This is a genomic window from Streptomyces sp. NPDC012466 (assembly GCF_042955215.1).
In the GTDB taxonomy this organism is placed as follows: Bacteria; Actinomycetota; Actinomycetes; order Streptomycetales; family Streptomycetaceae; genus Streptomyces.
Map to the genome: position 1 here is coordinate 283,948 of NZ_JBIBEQ010000001.1, position 18,306 is coordinate 302,253.

Sequence of the window (18,306 nt, forward strand, 5' to 3'; positions counted from 1 at the left end):
GTGCCACCGGATGCGAGCACCGTTGAGGGGTGCGAGTCGACTGGGGCTTGTCGCGCAGTTCCCCGCGCCCCCTAAGGCATGACCCCCTAGCCCGTCGCGTCGACCAAGGCCAGTTCGTGCAGCCTCTCCGGGGGGCCCGGGCGGGCGTAGTACCAGCCCTGGGCCGTGTCGCAGCCCAGTATGCGGAGTTGCTCGGCCTGCGCCCCCGTCTCCACGCCCTCCACCGTCACCGCGAGGTCCAGGCTGTGGGCCAGGGAGACGATCCCCTCGACGATCTTCAGGTCGACCGGGTCCGCCGGGAACTGCTGCATGCTCTGGGTGAAGGACCGGTCCAGCTTCAGGATGCTGACCGGCAGCCGGCGCAGGTTGGCGAGGTTGGAGTAGCCCGTCCCGAAGTCGTCCAGGGCGATGTCGACCCCCATCTCCGCCAGCCGCCGCAGCGGCTTCAGCAGATCGTCGTCGGCACCGATCAGCGCCGACTCCGTGACCTCCAGGCACAGCGCGTCCGGCTCGATGCCCGTCCGTTCCAGGATGTCGATCGTGTCCTGGACGAGGCCCGGGTGCGTCAACTGGCACGGGGAGAGGTTCACGTTGATCCGCAGCGGCCCCGACGCCTCGACGCCGCCGTGCAGTTCCCGCCACTCACGGGCCTGACGCACCGACTGCTCCAGCACCCAGCGCCCCAGCGGCACGATCAACCCGGTGTGCTCCGCGAGCGGGATGAACCGGTCCGGCCCGAGGACGCCGTGCTGCGGATGCAGCCAGCGCACCAGGGCCTCGGCGCCCCGGACGCTGCCGTCCCCGAGATGCACCAGCGGCTGGTACTCGATGAAGAACTCGCCCCGGTCCAGCGCCGTCGGCAGCGCCGTGGTCAGTCCGTGCCGCGTGATGGCCCGGGCGTCCGCCTCCGGATCGGCGAGTTCGAAGCGGTTGCCGCCCGCCGACTTGGCCCGGTACATGGTGATGTCGGCGCTGCGCAGCACCTCCGCGGGGCTGCGTTCCCCGGCCGGGCCCTCGACGATGCCGATGCTGCCGCGCACGGTCAGCTCCCGGCCGTCGACACTGATCGGCGCGAGCAGCGCGTTCATGATGCGCCCGGCGAGTTCGTCGACCTCGCGCTGGGTGTCGGGCCCGGTGGTCAGCGCCACGAACTCGTCACCGCCGAGCCGCGCGACCATCTCGCCGGGGCGTGTGGCGCAGGACTGGAGCCGGTCGGCGACCTCCACCAGCAGCCGGTCGCCGGCCGCGTGGCCGAGGCTGTCGTTGACGGTCTTGAAACCGTCGAGGTCCAGGTAGCACAGCCCGAACCGCTGGCCCTCCCCGGCACCCAGTGCCTTCTCCAGGCGCTCGAAGAAGAAGGTGCGGTTCGGCAGCCCGGTCAGCGCGTCGTGCGTGGCCTCGTAGCGCAGGCGCAGGTTGAGCAGCCGCCGCTCGGTGGTGTCCTCCATGAGGGCGAGCTGGTACTGCGGATCGCCGTCGGCGTCACGCAGCAGGGACACCGTCAGATTGGTCCACAGGACGGTGCCGTCCGGGCGGTAGAACGCCTTCTCCAGGTGGTAGTGCTCCCGCTCGCCCCGTACGAGTTCGTCGTAGAGGCGCCAGGTCTGCGGAGCGTCGTCGGGGTGGGTCCAGTCCCGGACGTTGCGGCTGCGCAGCGTCTGCTCGGAGACCCCGAACATGCGCAGCAACGCCCCGTTGACCTGCAGTATGTTGCCCTCGAGGTCGGCCATGCCGATGCCTATGGCCGCGCCCTCGAAGACGGCGCGGAAACGCGCCTCGCTCGCGTGCAGGGCCTGCGCCACCACGCCCTGTGCCTGGAGCGCGGCCTGCGCGATGGCCTCCTGCTCGGTCAGGGTCCGCTCGCGCAGCGCCCGGGCGAAACCGGCCGCCATCGCGTGCTGGAGCCGCGCGCACCGTGCCCGCAGGCCCTCCTGGTCACCGTCGCCGCCGCAGTACAGGACCAGGTAGGCGTCGACGCAGTCCAGGGTGCGGCTGAGCGCCTCCGGGTCGGTGCAGTGCACGTCCACCAAGGCGGCGCCGACCGTCCTGCCCGCGTCGGCGTCGAAGGTCCGGGCCAGCAGTGCCTCGCTCAGACGGCGGGCCAAGGGCAGCAGTTGCGCCTCGAACTCGGGGCGGGTCGACGACGTCGAGGTCACCGGGAAGACGGCCCGGCTCCAGATCGTCGCGAACCGGCGCAGTCTGTCCTCCGGCCCGTCCGGTTCCGCGATCACGCCGTACGCCCCACGCCCGCGAACCCGGAGAACGCGTACGGATCCTCGTCGTCCGGTGCGGTGTCGGGCCGCCAGCGCGGCATCGCCACCAGTCCGGGTTCCACCATGTCGTACCCCTCGAAGAACCGCGCGATCTCCTCGCGCGAGCGCATGATCAGCGGGTTGCGGATGTCCTCGTACACGTCCACCGCGCCCCCGGCCCGCTCCGGCGGCAGCGGGATCCCCTCGTAGGAGGCGTGGGTGAGGACGAGCAGGCTGCCGGGCGCGAGCGCCTCGCCCAGTTCGGCCACGGCCCTGTACGGATCGTCCTCGTCTTCCACGAAGTGCAGTATGGCAACGAGGAGCAGGGCCACTGGCTGATTCAGGTCGATCAGCCGCTCCACCTCGGGGCTGCTCAGGATCTCCTGGGGCTTGCGCAGGTCCGCGGCGACGACGCCCGCGTCCTCGTTGCCCTCCAGGACCGCCTCGCTGTGCGCCACGGCCACCGGGTCGTGGTCGACGTACACCACGCGCGCGCCGGGGCGAGCGGACTGGGCCACCTCGTGCACATTGCCGAAGGTGGGGATGCCGGAACCGACGTCGAGGAACTGGGAGATGCCCTGGTCGGCCGCGTAACGCACGGCGCGGCGCATGAAGGCGCGGTTGGCCTGCATGATCTTGGGGAGCCCCGGCATGAACTCCATGGCCCTGCGGGCCGCTTCCCGGTCGACCTCGAAGTTGTGCGATCCGCCCAGGTAGTAGTCGTACATCCGGGAGACGCTGGGCACCGAGATGTCGATGCTCCGTGGGGCCCAGGCGGGACGCTCCATCTATCTCTCCAAGGCGTAGGCGATCCGGTGTTCGAGCAGAGGCTACTGATCGCCCGCCAACGGAGCGACCCGAAACGGAAATTGACCATCCGTTCCCGGTCACTGCCTGCGGCACGTGCCGAATTGATACCCCTCCGCAGACCCCCCGAACATATGACGATCAGTGTCCGAGGCGTTCCGGAGAGTTCGCGTCCGGAAGGGAAAACCGTCACATGGTGAATGGGTTCAGGTGAGGCACGCACAACGGTCCGCCCCTCCGTGGGGGCACGGAGGGGCGGACCAGGTCTGCGCTTCGGGTGGACGCGATGATCAACCCTGGGGAGGTCTCTCTGCTACTCCGACGCGCCGACCAGCTTTCCGTCGGGCCGGACGGCGTACCAAGTGCCGCCGACGCCCTGGCCGTTGGTGTCGCCGGGAGCCTTGTCGCCGGCGAAGGTGTAGATGGGCGAGCAGTTGATCGTCTGCTGCTTGCCCTTGCCGTCGGTCCGGTCGAAGGTCATGTAGCCCTTCTTCTGGATGCCCTTGGTGTCGGCGAAGTCGACGGGCTCCACCAGCGGCCACTTCTCCAGGCACGCACCGCTGCAGTTCGAGACGGGCTTGGGCCAGGCCTCGTCCTTCTTGAACCGGTAGACGGTCATGCCGTTCTTGTCGACGACGATCTCGCCGAGCTTGGGGTCGTTGCGCGTGGACAGCCCGGCCTCGACCGCTTCGCCAGCGCCGCCGGCTTCCCCGCCGCCCTGCGCCTTCTTGCCGTCGGGGGCGAGCGCGTACCACTTGCCGCCCACGCCCTGGCCCTTGACGTCACCCGCGTTGACGTCCTTGGCGTAGCGGTAGGCGGGCCAGCCGCCGACCGTCAGCTGCTTGGTGCCGTCGGCCCGGGTGACCGAGCCGAGCAGCGCCTTGTCGATTCCCTCGCCCGCCTCGGCGTCGTCGGCCGGGACCGGCGGCCAGGTCTTGGCGCAGTCGCCGTCGCAGTTCGTCTTGGGCGGCTCGGCCGTGTCCTGGTCGAACCGGTACAGGGTGAGGCCGAGACTGTCGGTGACCACCTTGCCGACCTCTTCGGCGGTGGAGACGGACAACTTGCCCGCGGGGCTGGACGGGCTGGAGGGGCTCGGCGCGGCCGGCTGGCCGCTCGCGGTGCCACTCGCTCCCGTCCCGGTGCCCGCACCGATGTTTCCGTAGTCCCCGGGCGCGGCCGTGGCGCCCACGTTCTGGCTGGCCGCCGGTGGGCTGTCCTGACCGCACGCCGTCGTCAGCGCCAGGACCGCCGCGGCGCTCGCCACGAGTGAGGCGCTCCGCCAGGAGGTCTTCATCGTCAACTCCCCATAATCGCAAGGGTGTTGCAGCGCCCTGCTGCGCCGCCGCACGACCATGAGTACGCATGGGGGTGGCCATTGTGTTCAACCGTCGGCCACATTTCTTTCCGGGACCCGTGGCGGGCACCGCGCCCCGTCGCACACGCGTGCGCGCCGAGCACCTGCGGACTACCGCCGATCAAACCGACGGCACCCCGATATCCCTCTTTCGGGGCAATCCCCTTGCGTCCCGGCACGTCCTGGCGGCAGAGGGCTCATGATCTTCGTCGTGCATGGACCCCTCGCGACTCAAACCGCCCTTGCCACACGGGTCTTGGCGGTGGCGACGCTCACCTGGGCGCTCGTCGGCGCACCGGCCGGCGTGGCGGTGGCCGACGCCTGCGCGTACGCCTCGACGGGGCCGGACGGCACCGAGGCGGTGGCGTACGCCGGAAGCAGGAAGACCTGGCCGACCAAACCGCCGTGCCCGCCACCCACGCCGACCCCCACACCCACCCCGACCCCGACTCCGCCGCCACCGCCACCGCCGAAGCCGACGCCCCCGCCGAAGCCGACACCGACTCCGAAACCGCCGCCCTCACCCAAGCCCCCGCCCCCGGAACCGGCCCCCACGGCCAGACCCGAGCCGCCACCTCCCCCGCCGCCCGCGCCACGCCCGGCGCCACCCCCGCTCCGGCCGGCCCCGAGACCCGTGCCGCCAGGACCCGTTCCGCCGGCCCCCGCACCGGCCCCGCCGGCCACACCGGCACCGCGTCCGTCCGCGACGCCGGTGCACTACCCGCGGTACCGCGCCACGCCGCCGCGGCCACGGCCGGCGAACGGCACGATGTCGCCGCTCACCTTCGTCCTGCTCGTCACGGTGCCCGCGGTGGTGGCCGTCGCCGCGCTGCGCGCGCGCTGATCCCTGAAGCCCCTGGAGGCACCTCTTGCCGGAATGGCTTGTTCTCACCCTCGCGATGCTGGCCGCCTGTGCCGTGGTGGTCGTCATCACCTTCGTACGCCACCGCACGGCGTCCGAGGAGGAAGACCCCAGTGAGACCCCGGACGTCATCGAGTACATGACGATGTGGATCGGCGTGATCTACGCGATCGTCCTGGGCCTGGCGATCGCCGGTGTCTGGGAGGGGCGCAGCGCCGCTCAGGACCACGTCCAGGCCGAGGCCACCGCGCTGCACGAGATCTCGGAGCGGGTGCGGGTCTACCCGGCCGGCGAGCGCGACCGCATCCGGGACGACATCCACACCTATGTCAGCCATGTCGTCACCACCGAGTGGGACACCATGGCCGACAAGGGCGAGATGACCGAGCGCGGCACCGAGCTCTTCGAGCGGATCCGCCAGGACGTCACCGACTACGAGCCGGCGACCGACTTCGAGGCCCAGGCCTACCAGCCGCTGCTGGACCAGGTCACCGCGGCGAACCAGGCCCGGATCGCCCGGGCGGAGTCGACCGGGGAGACCATGCCGGGCGTGGTGTGGTTCGGGCTGATCGCCGGGGCCGTCGTCACCATCGGGATGATCTTCGCCCTGCAGATCCGCAGAACGACCCGTGAACTGGTCCTCGCCGGTCTCTTCTCGGCGCTGATCGCCTTCCTGCTGTTCCTCATCTGGGACTTCGACTCGCCCTACAGCCGGGGCGTGACCGCGTCGGCGGACCCGTTCCTCAACCTCTTCCCGGGCGTCAAGGACTGACGGCGTTCCCGAGCACGGATTCCGTCCGGGGGGCGAGCGACACACCGTCGACGTCCCCCGGCCGCGCAACGTCGTTCCCCCGGGCGGCCCACACCCGTGCCCCATTCGCGCTACTGCGATCGCGCCATCGTGCGCGCCTTTCTAGCGTTTCGGGCATCGAGGTGCATTTGTGACGTGAGCGGAACAGGTCCGCGATTGCTCCTCGGGGACCCGGAGGATTCACCATGCGCGCGATATGCCTCGCTTCGGCCGCACTGCTGGGTGCCGGCGCCCTCACCTCCTGCGTGCCCGCCGACGCGGCGATCCGTACCGACTTCGTCTTCGGCGTCGAGCCCTCGACCGTCGCGCCGGGGGGCGAGGTCACGCTGCGGGTGGAGCGCAACCGAGCGTGCCGCGGTGAGGCGGCGGTCAACTCACCGGTCTTCGACATGGTCACCATCGCGCCGCACGAGTCCTGGGCGACGGCCGTCGTGGACTGGGACGCCAAGCCCGGCGCCGTGTACGACGTGGAGTTCGAGTGTGACAGGTCGAGCGGCAGCGCGCTCCTGACGATCGCGGACGGCCGCCCGACGCATCACCCCACGCATCACCCCACCCATCACAAGGCGCACCACCCGCACAAGGGTGTGCACGCCGGTGAGGGCGGCACGGTCGCCGGTTTCGACCTCAAGGAGATCGGCCTGGGTGCCGCGCTGATCGCCGGGTCGCTCGGTGTCGCCTACCACTTCTCGCGCCGCCGCGCCGACGAGGACGCCGGCTGACATGCTCCCGGCCGCAGGCCCTCGCCCCGGCTCCCCCGGGTGAGAGGGGGGCCGGGGCGAGGGCCGTTCACGTGCGCGGCGACACCTCGTCGAGGCAGCGGCAAAGCGAGGCGTCAGATGCGCCGCTCGGCCCGGCGGCGCATCCAGAACACGCCGCCGCCGACGACCGCCGCGGCCACCAGACCGCCGCCGATGGCCATGTCGGTCGGGGTGGCACCGGTGGTGCTGCTGCCGCCGAGGCCGCCGCGGACACCGCCGATGACGGTGAAGGCCTGCGGCTTGGTCAGGGTCCTGCCGTTGCAGGTGACCGTGATGTCGTACGAGCCAGGACGGGCGTTGCTGTTGATGATGGCGGTGCCCCGCGCGGTCTCGTTGCCGGCGCCGCCCCTGCCGGCCTCGTTGCCGGCGCCGCCCCTGTCGCCCTCGTTGCCGGCGCCGCCCCTGTCGCCCTCGTTGCCCTTGCCGGCGTGGTGGGCGGGCGACAGCCGGGTCGGCGCGAACGCGTTGGACGTGGCCGTGCCGCCGTTGCGGCAGCCGTCGACCGTGATGGTCAGCTGGCCGCCGCGGGCGATCACGCCGGGCAGGGCGGTGATGTTGGTGGGCGTGTCCCACGCGATGGCCGCGGGGGCGGAGAGGCCGAGGGCGGCGACCGCCGCGCCGGCGACCGCCAGGGCACGAGTGTTACGCATGTGAACCTCCGCGGAAGGCGCCCCGGGACCCGTCCCCGGTCGATCGGCGAGAAAGCGCCTCCCAGAAAGACAGTCAGTTGCCGTGCGGCAAGCCGCATTTCGGGAATGGTCCGTCCTGGTGAGAGAGGACGGCGCGGCAAAACCACACAATCGGATATCGCCGCAGGTCACGGGCCGTCAGAAATTTCCTCGCGGCGGCAACTCGGATGGCGCACCTCTTATCCGCGCTCCGCCCCTTCCGGCCCCGGGCCACCCGTTCGCCCCCGCCCCGTCGCCGGTTTCGGACGTGCCGCTTAGCGTGCTGATATGCGCGATTGACACGGCGACGGCCGCGTCGAGAGGGGATGGCGAATGTCTGCGTCCGAGCTGGCCGAGGCGGAAGAGGAGGCACGGCGGAAGAAGCGCGCCCCGTGGGGCGTGATAGCGCTTGTTCTGCTGACCGGCCTCGCGCTCATCCGGAATGGTTCGGGGGAGTTCGACGAGGGCCCGCCGCAGCCGGCGACCGCGGCGGCGGCGGACAGCCGGGTGCCCGGCGACACCTTCGCCGGGACCGTACGCCCCTTGCCCTACGCCCTCCCGGACCGGGTCAGGATCCCGGCGATCCAGGTCGACGCGCCGATCATCCCGGTGGGTCTGGACGCGGACGGCTGGGTCGGCGCGCCGCCGCCGGAGGACCCCAACCTGGCCGGGTGGTTCACCGGTGCCGTCACCCCCGGCGAGAAGGGCACCGCGGTCGTGGTCGGCCATGTCGACAACCAGCAGGGCCCCGCCGTGTTCTACGGGCTCGGGGCCCTGAAGAAGGGCAATCGCGTCGAGGTGGCCCGGCAGGACGAGAAGACCGCCGTGTTCGAGATCTACGGCGTCGAGGTGTTCGAGAAGAACAACTTCCCCGGCGACCGTGTCTACGCCTCCAAGGGCGCGCCGGAACTGCGGGTCATCACCTGCGGCGGCGGCTTCTCCCAGCAGGAGGGCTATGCGGGGAACGTCGTCGCGTTCGCCCGCCTGGTCGAGGTGCGCTGAGCGTTCCCGGCCGGACGGGCGAGAGCCCCGACGCGTCCCTCACGCGTCGTGCCGCCGGGGCACGGTGACGTGGTAGCCGGAGTCCAGCAGTTCCGGCAGATAGCGCCGCAGGGCCCGCACGCTCTGCGAGCGGTCGCCCCCGGCGTCGTGCGAGAGCACCACGACGCCGGGGGCGGCGCCGCGTTCGACCCGCTTCGTGATGGACCGGATCCCGGGGGTGGTCCAGTCGAGGGTGTCGACCGTCCAGGCGAGCGGTTCCATGCCGAGTTCGGCACCGAGCTGGAAGGCGGCCCGGTTCCAGGCGCCGTAAGGGGCGCGGAACCACTCGGGGCGCTCCCCGTAGGCGTCCTCGATGACGTCGCAGGTGCGTTCCATCTCGGAGCGGATCTGCCGCCGGGTGAGCCGGGTGAGCAACGGGTGGGACCAGGTGTGGTTCCCCACGACGTGGCCCTCGTCGGCCATCCGGGCCAGCAGGTTCTTGTTGCCGGCGGCCATCTCGCCGCACACGAAGAACATCGCGCGCACGTCGTACTCGGCCAGCGTGTCCAGGATGTCCGGGGTGTAGCGGGGATCAGGGCCGTCGTCGAAGGTCAGCACCATGGTCCGGCCGCGGCCGGACACGCGCAGCAGCGGTTCGCGGCGTACCAGGGTCCGGCGGGGCACGGCGCGCGGCGGGCCGTAGCCGGTGATGGGCTGGAGGCGGTACGCGGAGGACTTGGGGGGCCGCCGGCGCTGCGGGCCCGCGGCCGGGGCGGAGGCGACGGGCCCGTCCCCGGTGACCGTCGTGAGCACTCCCGCCGTCGCGACCGCTCCCACGGCTCCGGCGCCCGCGATCAACGCCCGGCGCCGGGTGAGCGGCCGGGAGAGCAACTGATCCTTCTTCATGACTCATCAGTCGCCCGGCGGACGCCCGGCGCACCTGAGCAACACCGGTGTGGCGGCACACATTCACCCGTTCGGCCCCCGCAGACGGGTCAGCGGCGACGCACCAAGGGGAAGGGGAGGGTCTCGCGGATCGTCAGGCCGGTGAGGAACATGACCAGCCGGTCGACGCCGATGCCGAGGCCGCCGGTGGGCGGCATGGCGTATTCGAGGGCGTCGAGGAAGTCCTCGTCGAGTTCCATCGCCTCGGGGTCTCCCCCGGCGGCGAGCAGGGACTGTGCGGTGAGACGGCGGCGCTGTTCGACGGGGTCGGTGAGCTCCGAGTAGGCGGTGCCGAGTTCGGTGCCGAAGGCGACGAGGTCCCAGCGTTCGGCGAGGCGCGGGTCGGTGCGGTGCTGCCGGGTCAGCGGGGAGACGTCGGTCGGGAAGTCCTTGTAGAAGGTGGGCAGCCGGGTCTTCTCCTCGACGAGCCGCTCGTACATCTCCAGGACGACGTCGCCGTGGCCGTCGTCGGGGGTGTACGGCACGTCGGCGCGGTCGCACAGCCGGAGCAGCGCGGGCAGTTCCGTGCCGGGGTGGATCTCCTCGCCGAGGGCCTCGCTGATGGCGCCGTAGACGGTCTTGACGGGCCAGCGGCCGGAGATGTCGTACTCCGTGCCGTCCTTGTGGGCGACGGGTCTGCCGAAGGCGGCCGTCGCGGCGCCCTGGACGAGTTCGCGGACCAGGTCGAGCATCACGTCGTAGTCGGCGAAGGCCTGGTAGGCCTCCAGCATCGTGAACTCGGGGTTGTGCTTGTAGGAGACGCCCTCGTTGCGGAAGGTGCGGCCGAGTTCGAAGACCTTCTCCAGGCCGCCGACGCACAGCCGCTTCAGGTACAGCTCGGGGGCGATGCGCAGGTAGAGGTCGAGGTCGTAGGCGTTGATGTGGGTGGTGAAGGGGCGGGCGTTGGCGCCGCCGTGGATCTGCTGGAGCATCGGCGTCTCGACCTCGAGGTAGCCGCGGTCCAGCAGGCCCTGGCGCAGGGCCTGGACGGCGGTGGAGCGGGCGCGGATCACCTCGCGGGCGTCGGGGCTCGCGACCAGGTCGAGGTAGCGGCGGCGGACCTTGGCCTCGGGGTCGGCCAGGCCCCGGCGTTTGTCGGGCAGGGGGCGCAGGCACTTGCCGGTGAGCTGCCAGGAGGTGACGAAGACGGTCGGCTCGCCCCGGTCGCTGACGCCCGCCTGGCCGGTGACGGTGATGTGGTCGCCGATGTCGGTGTCGGCGGTGAAGCGGTCCAGGGCGGGGCCGGAGCGGTCGCGGGTGAGGGCGAGTTGGTGGTCGCCGGACCAGTCGCGCAGGACGACGAAGACGATGCCTCCGAAGTCGCGGACGAGCATGATCCGGCCGGCGACGGTGACCTGCTCGCCCGGCCGGACCTCGGCGAGGGTGTGGGTGCGGGCCGGGATGCCCACCGGGTAGGGGTCGGTGCCGTCGGCGCGCAGCCGGTCGAGCTTGTGGTGCCGGACACGGACCTGGTCGGACAGGCCGGAGAGGGGGTCGGCGGGCTCGGTCCCGTCCCCTCCGGCGAGGCCGAGCGCCGCCAACGACGGCAGCCCCTCCGTGGTGGCGGGCCGCTGTCCGCCCTTCGGGTGCCCCTTTCCCTTTCCCCACAACGTGCGCATCGACGGTACGGAGACGAAGCCCTCGGCGATGCCGGAGGCGAGGCCGACCCGGGCGAGGGAGGCGGCCTCCGTGTAGCAGAGGAAGCGGGGGTACCACTCGGGGTGGTACTTGGCGTTGGAGCGGTACAGGGCCTCCAGCTGCCACCACTTGGAGAAGAACAGCAGCAGGCGGCGCCAGAGGCGGAGCACCGGTCCCGCGCCGATGCGGGCGCCCTCCTCGAACACGGACCGGAACACGGCGAAGTTGAGCGAGACCTTGCGCACGCCGAGTTTCGGGGCGGCGGCGCACAGTTCCGCGACCATGAACTCCATGACGCCGTTGGGGGCGGTGCGGTCACGGCGCATCAGGTCCAGGGAGACGCCGTCCCTGCCCCAGGGCACGAAGGACTGGATGGCGAGGAGCCGTCCCTCCGGGTCGAGGGCCTCGGCGAGGAGGCAGTCGCCGTCGGCCGGGTCGCCGAGGCGGTCCAGGGCCATGGAGAAGCCGCGTTCGGTCTCGGTGTCGCGCCAGGCGTCGGCCCGCTCGACGAGTTGCCGCATCTCCTCCTCGGAGAGGGTGGAGTGGCGGCGGACCCGGCAGGTGACGCCTTGGCGGCGGACGCGGTTGACGGCCTGGCGGGTGATACGCATGTCGCGGCCGTCGAGGTCGAAGTCGAGGACGTGCAGGATCGCCTCGTCGCCGAGCTGGAGCGCGCCGAGCCCGGCGCGGACGAAGGCCCGGGCCCCCTCCTCGGAGGCGCCCATCACGGCCGGGACCCAGGCGTAGCGGCGTGCCACCTCCTGCCAGGCGGCGATCGCGTGCGGCCAGGCCTCCCGGTCGCCCACCGGGTCGCCGCTGGCCAGGCACACCCCGGCCTCGACGCGGTAGGTGACGGCTGCTTTGCCGCTGGGTGAGAAGACGGCGGCCTTGTCGCGGCGGGTGGCGAAGTAGCCGAGGGAGTCCTGGTCGCCGTAGCGGCCGAGGAGGGCGCGGATGCGGGCCTCCTCGTCGTCGTGCAGGGCGGCTTCGAGGCGCTGGGAGCGGAAGAGGGTGGCGGCGGCGTTCAGCAGGGCGAGCGCGCCGAACAGGCCGAGCAGGAAGAACAGGGCGTGCGGCGGGCGGCCGTCGAAGCTGCCGGCGGGCACGAGGCCGCCGCAGACCCGGTTCGCCGCCCAGGCCAGGCGCTGACCGCTCGGCAGGCTGCCCGGGAACGCCTCTACCAGGACCCAGCCGGCCAGGATCGCCACGACCAGGCCGGCCACCAGGACGGCCAGGGCCCGGCGTACGGCGGCGCGGCGGGAGGCGGCATAGAACTCCTTGCGGGCGATGACCAGCAGGATCAGGGCGAGGCCGCACACCACGAAGGAGGGGACGGACTCGGCGAACTCGCCGACGGCCATGCCGAGGATGTCGGTGAGGACCAGCAGACCCAGGTAGACGACCACCAGCCACCAGGCGATCTTCTTGCGTGCGCCGGTCGCGGCGGCGAGCAGGAACAGGAAGACGGCGTAGGCGAGGTTGGCGCTGACGGGGACGAGCAGCAGGTCCAGGAAGCGCACGAGCGGGCGCAGGCCGGTGCGCAGCGGGGGGATCAGCGCGAGCAGGGCGCAGAGCAGACCGAGAGCCCCGAAGAAGATCGCGAAACCCTCGGGCACCCGGCTCAGGAGGCCGTGCGCCCGGCGGGATGGCCGTATCGGGCCCGCGGTGTCCTCGGCCGTCCCGGTGTCCGCGATGACGCTCATGCTTTCGACTGTAGGAACCCCCGGGCCTCCTCGCCCGTCGAGCGCCCGCCCGGCCGCCGGATCACGCGGTTCCGATAGCCTCGCGGCGTGACGGAACAGCACTCCCGACAGTTCGAGCGGGGCACGGACGGTCCGAAGGTGATCGTGGTCGGGGTGGACGGCTCCGACTCCTCCCTGCGGGCCGCGGCCTACGCCGGCGGCCTGGCCCGGCGGCAGCGCGCGCTGCTCGCCGTGGTGTACGTGCAGCCGGTGCTGGCGGCGGGCGCGGCGCTGGGGGCGCCGGTCGCGGAGACGACGGACGAGATCGCCGAGGACCTGGTGGCGCAGATCCGGGACGCCGCCGAGCGGCTGAAGGGGATATTCGAGGTCCGCTGGGAGTTCCACACGTTCCGCGGCGATCCGTACAACGGCCTGGTGAAGGCGGCCGACGAACTCAAGGCGGACGCGGTGGTCGTGGGCGCCTCGGAACAGGCGGGTCACCGCATCGTCGGCTCGGTGGCGGTACGCCTGGTGAAGGCGGGCCGGTGGCCGGTGACGGTCGTGCCGTAGACCGGGCCGGGGTCCTGCCCGATCCGTGCGTGGTGTCTTCCGTCCGGCGGTCGCCTGGGCCATCATGATCCGCCGTCAGCGTTTGCCGATCGCGAAGAGGTGAGGCGCATGGCCGGGCTCCGGACGGGTGAGGGGATTCTCCGTCGCAAACCCATCGAGCAGATCGAGGAGACGGAAGCCGGCGAGGGCGGTGGGCTGGAACGGTCGCTGGGGCTGTGGCAGCTGACCGCGATCGGGGTCGGCGGCATCATCGGCGCGGGCATCTTCACGCTCGCGGGAACCGTCGCCAACGGTACGGCGGGGCCCGCCGTGCTCATCTCCTTCCTCATCGCGGGTGTCGCGAGTGCCGCCGCGGCCCTGTCGTACGCCGAGTTCGCCGGGCTCATCCCGAAGGCCGGCTCGGCCTACACCTACGGCTACGCGGTGCTCGGCGAGCTGGCGGGCTGGTTCATCGGCTGGGACCTGCTGCTGGAGTACACGGCGATCGTGGCGGTGGTCGCGATCGGCATCTCCGGCTACTTCAGCTTCCTGGTCGGTGAGATGGGCGCCGATCTGCCCGCCTGGATGCTGGGCGCCCCCGGCACCGGAGACGGCCACCGGGTCGATCTGTTCGCGGCGCTGCTGTGCCTGCTCACCGCCTACCTGCTGAACCTCGGCATCAAGAACGCGGCCCGTTTCGAGACGGTCGTGGTGATCCTGAAGGTCCTGGTCGTGTTGCTGGTGATCGGGGTGGGCGTGTTCCACATCGACACGGCGAACTACGACCCCTTCTTCCCGTACGGCGTGGGCGGGGCGTTCACGGGCGCGGCGACGGTGTTCTTCGCGGTGTTCGGCTACGACGCCATGTCGACGGCGGCCGAGGAGTCCAAGGACGCGCAGCGGCACATGCCGAAGGCGATCATCTACTCGCTCGTCATCTCGATGGTGCTGTACGTGGCGGCCTGCCTGGTGCTGACGGGCATGCAGGACTACAAGGACATCGACAAGGAGAGCGGCTTCTCGACGGCGTTCAAGTCGGTGGGGCTGAGCGGGCTGGCGGACATCATCGCGGTGGGCGCGATCATCGGCATCCTCACGGTGATGTTCACGTTCATGCTGGGCGTGACCCGGGTGTGGTTCTCGATGTCCCGGGACGGGCTGCTGCCCAAGTGGTTCGCGAAGACGCACCCGACACGGCACGTGCCGACGCGGGTCACCTGGATCGTCGGGGTGGCCTCGGCCGCCATCGCCGGGTTCCTGCCGATCGGCGAGGCGGCCGAACTGACCAACATCGGCATCCTGCTGGCGTTCGTGGTGGTGTGCACGGCGGTGATCGTGCTGCGCTACCGGCAGCCGGAGCTGCCGCGCACGTTCCGTACGCCGTGGATGCCGGTGGTGCCCGCGGTGGGCGTCGTCTTCTCGATCTGGCTGATCACGTTCCTGCAGTGGCAGACCTGGGTGCGGTTCGCCGTCTGGTTCGCGCTGGGGCTGGTGGTCTACTTCGCCTACTCGTACCGCAGTTCGGAGATGGCGCGGCGCGGGTCCGGGGAACCGGGGTAGGCGCTACTCCCCCATCACCAGGCCGTCCCCGGCCGCGCCCCGGCTGAGCACGACGTCACGGATGCGGTCGCGGACGGCCCGGACGTCGGCGCCCTGGGCGATCGCCCGGTTGAGGTTCACGACCCGGCCAGCGTCGACGTCGAACAGCTGCGGGACGAACTCCGCCTTCGTCACCTCCCAGCGGCCGCCCGGCCGTGCGGGCGGGGCGAAGGTGAAGCGGCCGAGGGTGGACTGGTTGCCGCGCGGGTCCTTGGCGCCCTCGTGGTTGGTCATCTCGCCGGCGATCTGGTCGCCCATGCCGTAGACCACCCAGGTGCCGTTGACCTTCTCGTAGGCCTGCGGGACGTGCGCGTGGGTGCCGAGGATCAGGTCGATGTCGGGGCGGCCCCCGGTGCGCGCGGCGGTGAGGCTCCGGGCCAGGGCCAGCTGCCGGTCGTCGGGGGCGTCCTGCCACTCGGTGCCCCAGTGCAGGGAGACCAGGACCACGTCGGCGCCGGCCCGGCGCGCGGCCCGGGCGTCTGCGACGATCCTGGCCTCGTCGATGAGGTTGACGGCCCAGGGCTGCCCGTCCGGGAGCGGGAGGCCGTTGGTGTCGTAGGTGTAGGCGAGGTGGGCGACCTCGGCCGGGCCGGCCCGCAGGACGGTCGCCGTGCCCGCCTCTTCCTCGGTGCGGGCCGATCCGGCGTGCCTGACGCCCGCGCGGTCGAGGGCGTCGAGGGTGCGGCGGATGCCGTCGGCACCGTCGTCCAGGGTGTGGTTGGAGGCGGTGGAGCAGCCGTCGTAGCCGGTGGCGGCGAGGGCCCGGGCCACCTCGGGCGGGGACTTGAAGGTGGGGTAGCCGGTGTAGGCGCCGTTCGCGCCGTAGACGGTCTCCATGTGGCACAGGGACACGTCGGCGCGGGAGACGACGGAGCGGATCCCGGCGAGCATCGGCCGGAAGTCGTAGCCGGTGCCGCCTGCGTCGAAGCGGGCCCGGTCGATGATCGGGCTGTGCGGGAGGACGTCACCGGAGGCGACCAGCGTGAAGCCGCGAGGCCCGGCGGCGGCCGGTGCCGGGCGTCCGCGGTCGGGTTTGTCGTGGTCTCGGGCCTGGCAGGCGGCGCCTGCGGCGAGGACGACGGTCAGGGCCAGGGCGACCTGTCGGCTGCGTGCGAGCATGCATTCACCCCACTGTGGGCGTTGTGGTCGTATTTACACACAAACAGGAAAGAAGGCGCATGCCGCCCCACGCGGCTCCGACACGCTCATCGGCCCGTCCGGCACCCGCATGGCCGGGCGCCCTGACCGTTCGTCGAACCGTTCGTCGACGCGATCGACCGTCCGCCGCACAGCCGGGTACGTGCCCTGTGCCCCGGCCGCGCCCTGCGGTGGCATACGGCCATGACGGCCGGATCCACACTCATGAACGGGACGACCGCCGAGCACGAGCTCGCCGCACTGCAGCGGGAGCACGGCCGGCCCCTCTTCGCGCTGCTGCTCCGGCTCTGCGACGGCGACCGGCAGCGCGCGGAGGACCTGGTGCAGGAGACTCTGGTGCGTGCCTGGCAGCATCCCGAGGCCCTGCGCGCCGACGACTTCGACTCCGTGCGGCCCTGGCTGATGACCGTGGCGCGGCGGCTCGCGATCGACGCCCGGCGGGCCCGTCAGGCCCGTCCGGCCGAGGTCGGCGACGCGGTGCTGGAGAACGCGCGGGTCATCTCCGACCACGCGGAGCGGGCCGCGGCGATGCTGGACGTCCGCCAGGCTGTGAAGACACTCACTCCGGAGCACCGTGAAGTCCTGGTGCTGGTGTACTTCCAGGGGGCGAGTGTGGCGGAAGCCGCGGCGACCCTCGGGATCCCGCCCGGTACCGTGAAGTCCCGCGCGTACTACGCGCTGCGTGCCCTGCGCAGGGTGCTACCGGGATACGCCGCCGACCTGCGGTGAAACCAATGGGTGGGTCAAGCCTCCGTAAAGCGCCTTGCCGATGACCCCGGTTGAGTAATCGGCTGTTCTCATCCGTGTTCCGGAGGGGGCCGTCAGCGCTCCCGGGGCCCGGTGTCGGGCGACGCGCACGTACCGGAGGAAGGCAGGAAGGGATGCTGGACAGAGAGCAGGGGAGCACGGACGGTGCCGACGGTGAACTGACCGTCCCCATGGCGTGGTTGTACGCCGAGTACATCGCCGACGAGCTGCTGCGGACCGGCGATCTGATGCCGCCGACGTCCTTCGAGTTCCGCGCCGGGCGCGATGCCCTGGCGCTCACCATCTTCCTGTCCGACACCGACGGGGAGCTGTCCGGCATCCGGGTCGTCACCCAGCTGGAGACCTGGCTGTCGCTGACCGCGTACGACCAGCCGTGGCAGGAGTGGGTGCGCGAGCGGCTGGCCGAGCTCACCGTCGCCGCCGCACGCGCGGGCCGGCCCGCACCGGACCTGGACCTCGCCGAGGAGGCCTGGCGCTGGCTGCAGGAGACGGAACTGCTCGCACCCGATCTGAACGCGGTGCCGGGGGGCGCTCCGGTGATCGGGGAGGACGAGGGGCCGAAGGTCTGGACGCCCGCCTGGCAGCTCGGACTGCCGCTGGGACACCTCGCGATCCATCTTTTTTAGATTTCCGCGGCCCCGGACCAATCCGGGGGCCGGAGGGCTCCGAATCCTTTGGTTGCGATTGTGTCACCGGCTTGAGTGATTCCGCTGCCTGGTCCGTACCGGTGGGAGCAAGGAGTAACCCCACCCGCACCCAACGGCACGAGGATTCGGCATGAGGTCCCTGGAGAGGCATCGCGACGTCGCGGCCTACGCGCTCGGCGTGCTGGACGAGGCGGAGGCCTTCCGCTTCGAGGACCACCTCATGGAGTGCCCTCGGTGCGCTGCAGAGGTGACGGAATTCGGCGCGACCACACGGCAGTTGATGCTGTACCGGCGGGCGACGCCACGGTTCGTGCACCCGATGGCACAGCCCGGGCCGCGCATGCTGGACGGGCTGCTGGCCGAGGTGGCGAACCGGCGCCGGGCCGGACGCCGGCGCCTGATGTTCGCCCTCGCCGCCTCGGTGGTCTTCGCGGCGTCGGTGCCCGGCATCGCGATGATGGCCGAGGGCAGCGCCGAGGAGCGCCTGACGGTCGCGGCGACCGACGCGCGCACGGGGGTGTGGGCGCAGGTCACGACAAAGGACGAGGCCTCGGGCAGCCAGGTCGAACTGAAGGTGAAGGACGCCTCGGGCCCGCGCCCCTGCCACCTGGTGATCGTCGGCCACGACGGCACCGAGGAGACCGCCACCAGCTGGCACGCGCCCGGCCACGACGACCGGCCCGACACGATGATGGCCAGTTCCTCCATGCATCCGGAGGACATCGCCCGCTACGAGATCCGCTCGGCGGCCGGCGAGGTCCTGTGGAGACTCCGGCCGAGCTGACCATCCGTCCGCCCCTGCCGCCGGGCGCTCCCCGCGCCCC

General features: G+C 71.7%; 17 protein-coding genes. 9 read left to right on the plus strand and 8 right to left on the minus strand.

Annotation, left to right across the window (positions count from 1 at the left end; all coding sequences use genetic code 11):
• Window positions 1-86: 86 nt before the first annotated feature.
• From ACFY9E_RS01340 to ACFY9E_RS01355, 4 genes are all read right to left on the minus strand, one after another.
• A complete protein-coding gene (locus ACFY9E_RS01340; protein ID WP_390978183.1) occupies window positions 87-2,231 on the minus strand; it encodes an EAL domain-containing protein in 2,145 nt (714 codons plus the stop codon).
• Window positions 2,228-3,040, minus strand: coding sequence for an SAM-dependent methyltransferase (locus ACFY9E_RS01345; protein ID WP_390978185.1), 813 nt, complete (start codon window positions 3,038-3,040; stop codon window positions 2,228-2,230). Before ACFY9E_RS01345 ends, ACFY9E_RS01340 begins: the two co-directional genes overlap by 4 nt.
• 332 nt (window positions 3,041-3,372) lie before the next feature.
• Window positions 3,373-4,353, minus strand: a complete 981-nt coding sequence (locus ACFY9E_RS01350) for an SCO0930 family lipoprotein (protein WP_390978187.1) — start codon at window positions 4,351-4,353, stop codon at window positions 3,373-3,375.
• 291 nt (window positions 4,354-4,644) lie between these two features.
• The gene (locus ACFY9E_RS01355) at window positions 4,645-4,941 is read right to left on the minus strand and encodes a hypothetical protein (protein WP_390978189.1); all 297 of its coding nucleotides are present in this window, start codon (window positions 4,939-4,941) and stop codon (window positions 4,645-4,647) included.
• A 184-nt stretch (window positions 4,942-5,125) separates the two neighbouring features.
• On the opposite strand from ACFY9E_RS01355, the gene ACFY9E_RS01360 reads away from it, so the two are divergent.
• From ACFY9E_RS01360 to ACFY9E_RS01370, 3 genes are all read left to right on the plus strand, one after another.
• On the plus strand, window positions 5,126-5,257 hold the full coding sequence (locus ACFY9E_RS01360; RefSeq protein WP_390978191.1) for a hypothetical protein: 132 nt from the start codon (window positions 5,126-5,128) through the stop codon (window positions 5,255-5,257).
• Window positions 5,258-5,312: 55 nt separating this feature from the next.
• Window positions 5,313-6,047, plus strand: a complete 735-nt coding sequence (locus ACFY9E_RS01365; protein WP_390980236.1) for a DUF4239 domain-containing protein — start codon at window positions 5,313-5,315, stop codon at window positions 6,045-6,047.
• Window positions 6,048-6,271: 224 nt separating this feature from the next.
• Window positions 6,272-6,808, plus strand: a complete 537-nt coding sequence (locus tag ACFY9E_RS01370) for a hypothetical protein (RefSeq protein WP_390978193.1) — start codon at window positions 6,272-6,274, stop codon at window positions 6,806-6,808.
• Between the two features lie 113 nt (window positions 6,809-6,921).
• Here ACFY9E_RS01370 and ACFY9E_RS01375 read toward each other — a convergent pair whose 3' ends face one another.
• Entirely contained in the window at window positions 6,922-7,497 is a 576-nt protein-coding gene (locus ACFY9E_RS01375) for a hypothetical protein (protein ID WP_390978195.1), read from the minus strand.
• A gap of 351 nt (window positions 7,498-7,848) precedes the next feature.
• Here ACFY9E_RS01375 and ACFY9E_RS01380 point away from each other — a divergent pair, with 351 nt between their 5' ends.
• Window positions 7,849-8,517 carry a class F sortase gene (locus ACFY9E_RS01380; RefSeq protein WP_390978197.1) on the plus strand — a complete coding sequence of 223 codons (669 nt, stop codon included), beginning with the start codon at window positions 7,849-7,851 and terminating at the stop codon, window positions 8,515-8,517.
• A 39-nt stretch (window positions 8,518-8,556) separates the two neighbouring features.
• Here the strand turns inward: ACFY9E_RS01380 and ACFY9E_RS01385 are convergent, their stop codons facing one another.
• Window positions 8,557-9,402, minus strand: a complete 846-nt coding sequence (locus ACFY9E_RS01385) for a polysaccharide deacetylase family protein (RefSeq protein WP_390978199.1) — start codon at window positions 9,400-9,402, stop codon at window positions 8,557-8,559.
• A gap of 89 nt (window positions 9,403-9,491) precedes the next feature.
• Window positions 9,492-12,782 carry a bifunctional lysylphosphatidylglycerol synthetase/lysine--tRNA ligase LysX gene (gene lysX / locus ACFY9E_RS01390; RefSeq protein ID WP_390978201.1) on the minus strand — a complete coding sequence of 1,097 codons (3,291 nt, stop codon included), beginning with the start codon at window positions 12,780-12,782 and terminating at the stop codon, window positions 9,492-9,494.
• An 87-nt stretch (window positions 12,783-12,869) separates the two neighbouring features.
• On the opposite strand from lysX, the gene ACFY9E_RS01395 reads away from it, so the two are divergent.
• Together ACFY9E_RS01395 and ACFY9E_RS01400 are read left to right on the plus strand one after the other, a co-directional pair.
• Window positions 12,870-13,331: a universal stress protein gene (locus ACFY9E_RS01395; protein ID WP_390978203.1), complete on the plus strand. Its 462-nt coding sequence runs from the start codon at window positions 12,870-12,872 to the stop codon at window positions 13,329-13,331.
• Window positions 13,332-13,439: 108 nt separating this feature from the next.
• Complete coding sequence (locus tag ACFY9E_RS01400; protein WP_390978205.1) at window positions 13,440-14,870, plus strand: amino acid permease; 1,431 nt, start codon at window positions 13,440-13,442, stop codon at window positions 14,868-14,870.
• 3 nt (window positions 14,871-14,873) lie between these two features.
• On the opposite strand, the gene ACFY9E_RS01405 is transcribed toward ACFY9E_RS01400, so the two are convergent.
• The gene (locus ACFY9E_RS01405) at window positions 14,874-16,028 is read right to left on the minus strand and encodes a CapA family protein (protein ID WP_390978207.1); all 1,155 of its coding nucleotides are present in this window, start codon (window positions 16,026-16,028) and stop codon (window positions 14,874-14,876) included.
• Between the two features lie 222 nt (window positions 16,029-16,250).
• On the opposite strand from ACFY9E_RS01405, the gene ACFY9E_RS01410 reads away from it, so the two are divergent.
• From ACFY9E_RS01410 to ACFY9E_RS01420, 3 genes are all read left to right on the plus strand, one after another.
• Window positions 16,251-16,796 (plus strand): sigma-70 family RNA polymerase sigma factor, encoded by a 546-nt coding sequence (locus ACFY9E_RS01410; protein ID WP_390978209.1) that lies wholly within the window; start codon window positions 16,251-16,253, stop codon window positions 16,794-16,796.
• Window positions 16,797-16,948: 152 nt separating this feature from the next.
• The gene (locus tag ACFY9E_RS01415; protein WP_390978211.1) at window positions 16,949-17,461 is read left to right on the plus strand and encodes a hypothetical protein; all 513 of its coding nucleotides are present in this window, start codon (window positions 16,949-16,951) and stop codon (window positions 17,459-17,461) included.
• 151 nt (window positions 17,462-17,612) lie between these two features.
• A complete protein-coding gene (locus ACFY9E_RS01420; protein ID WP_390978213.1) occupies window positions 17,613-18,266 on the plus strand; it encodes a zf-HC2 domain-containing protein in 654 nt (217 codons plus the stop codon).
• Window positions 18,267-18,306 lie beyond the last annotated feature (40 nt).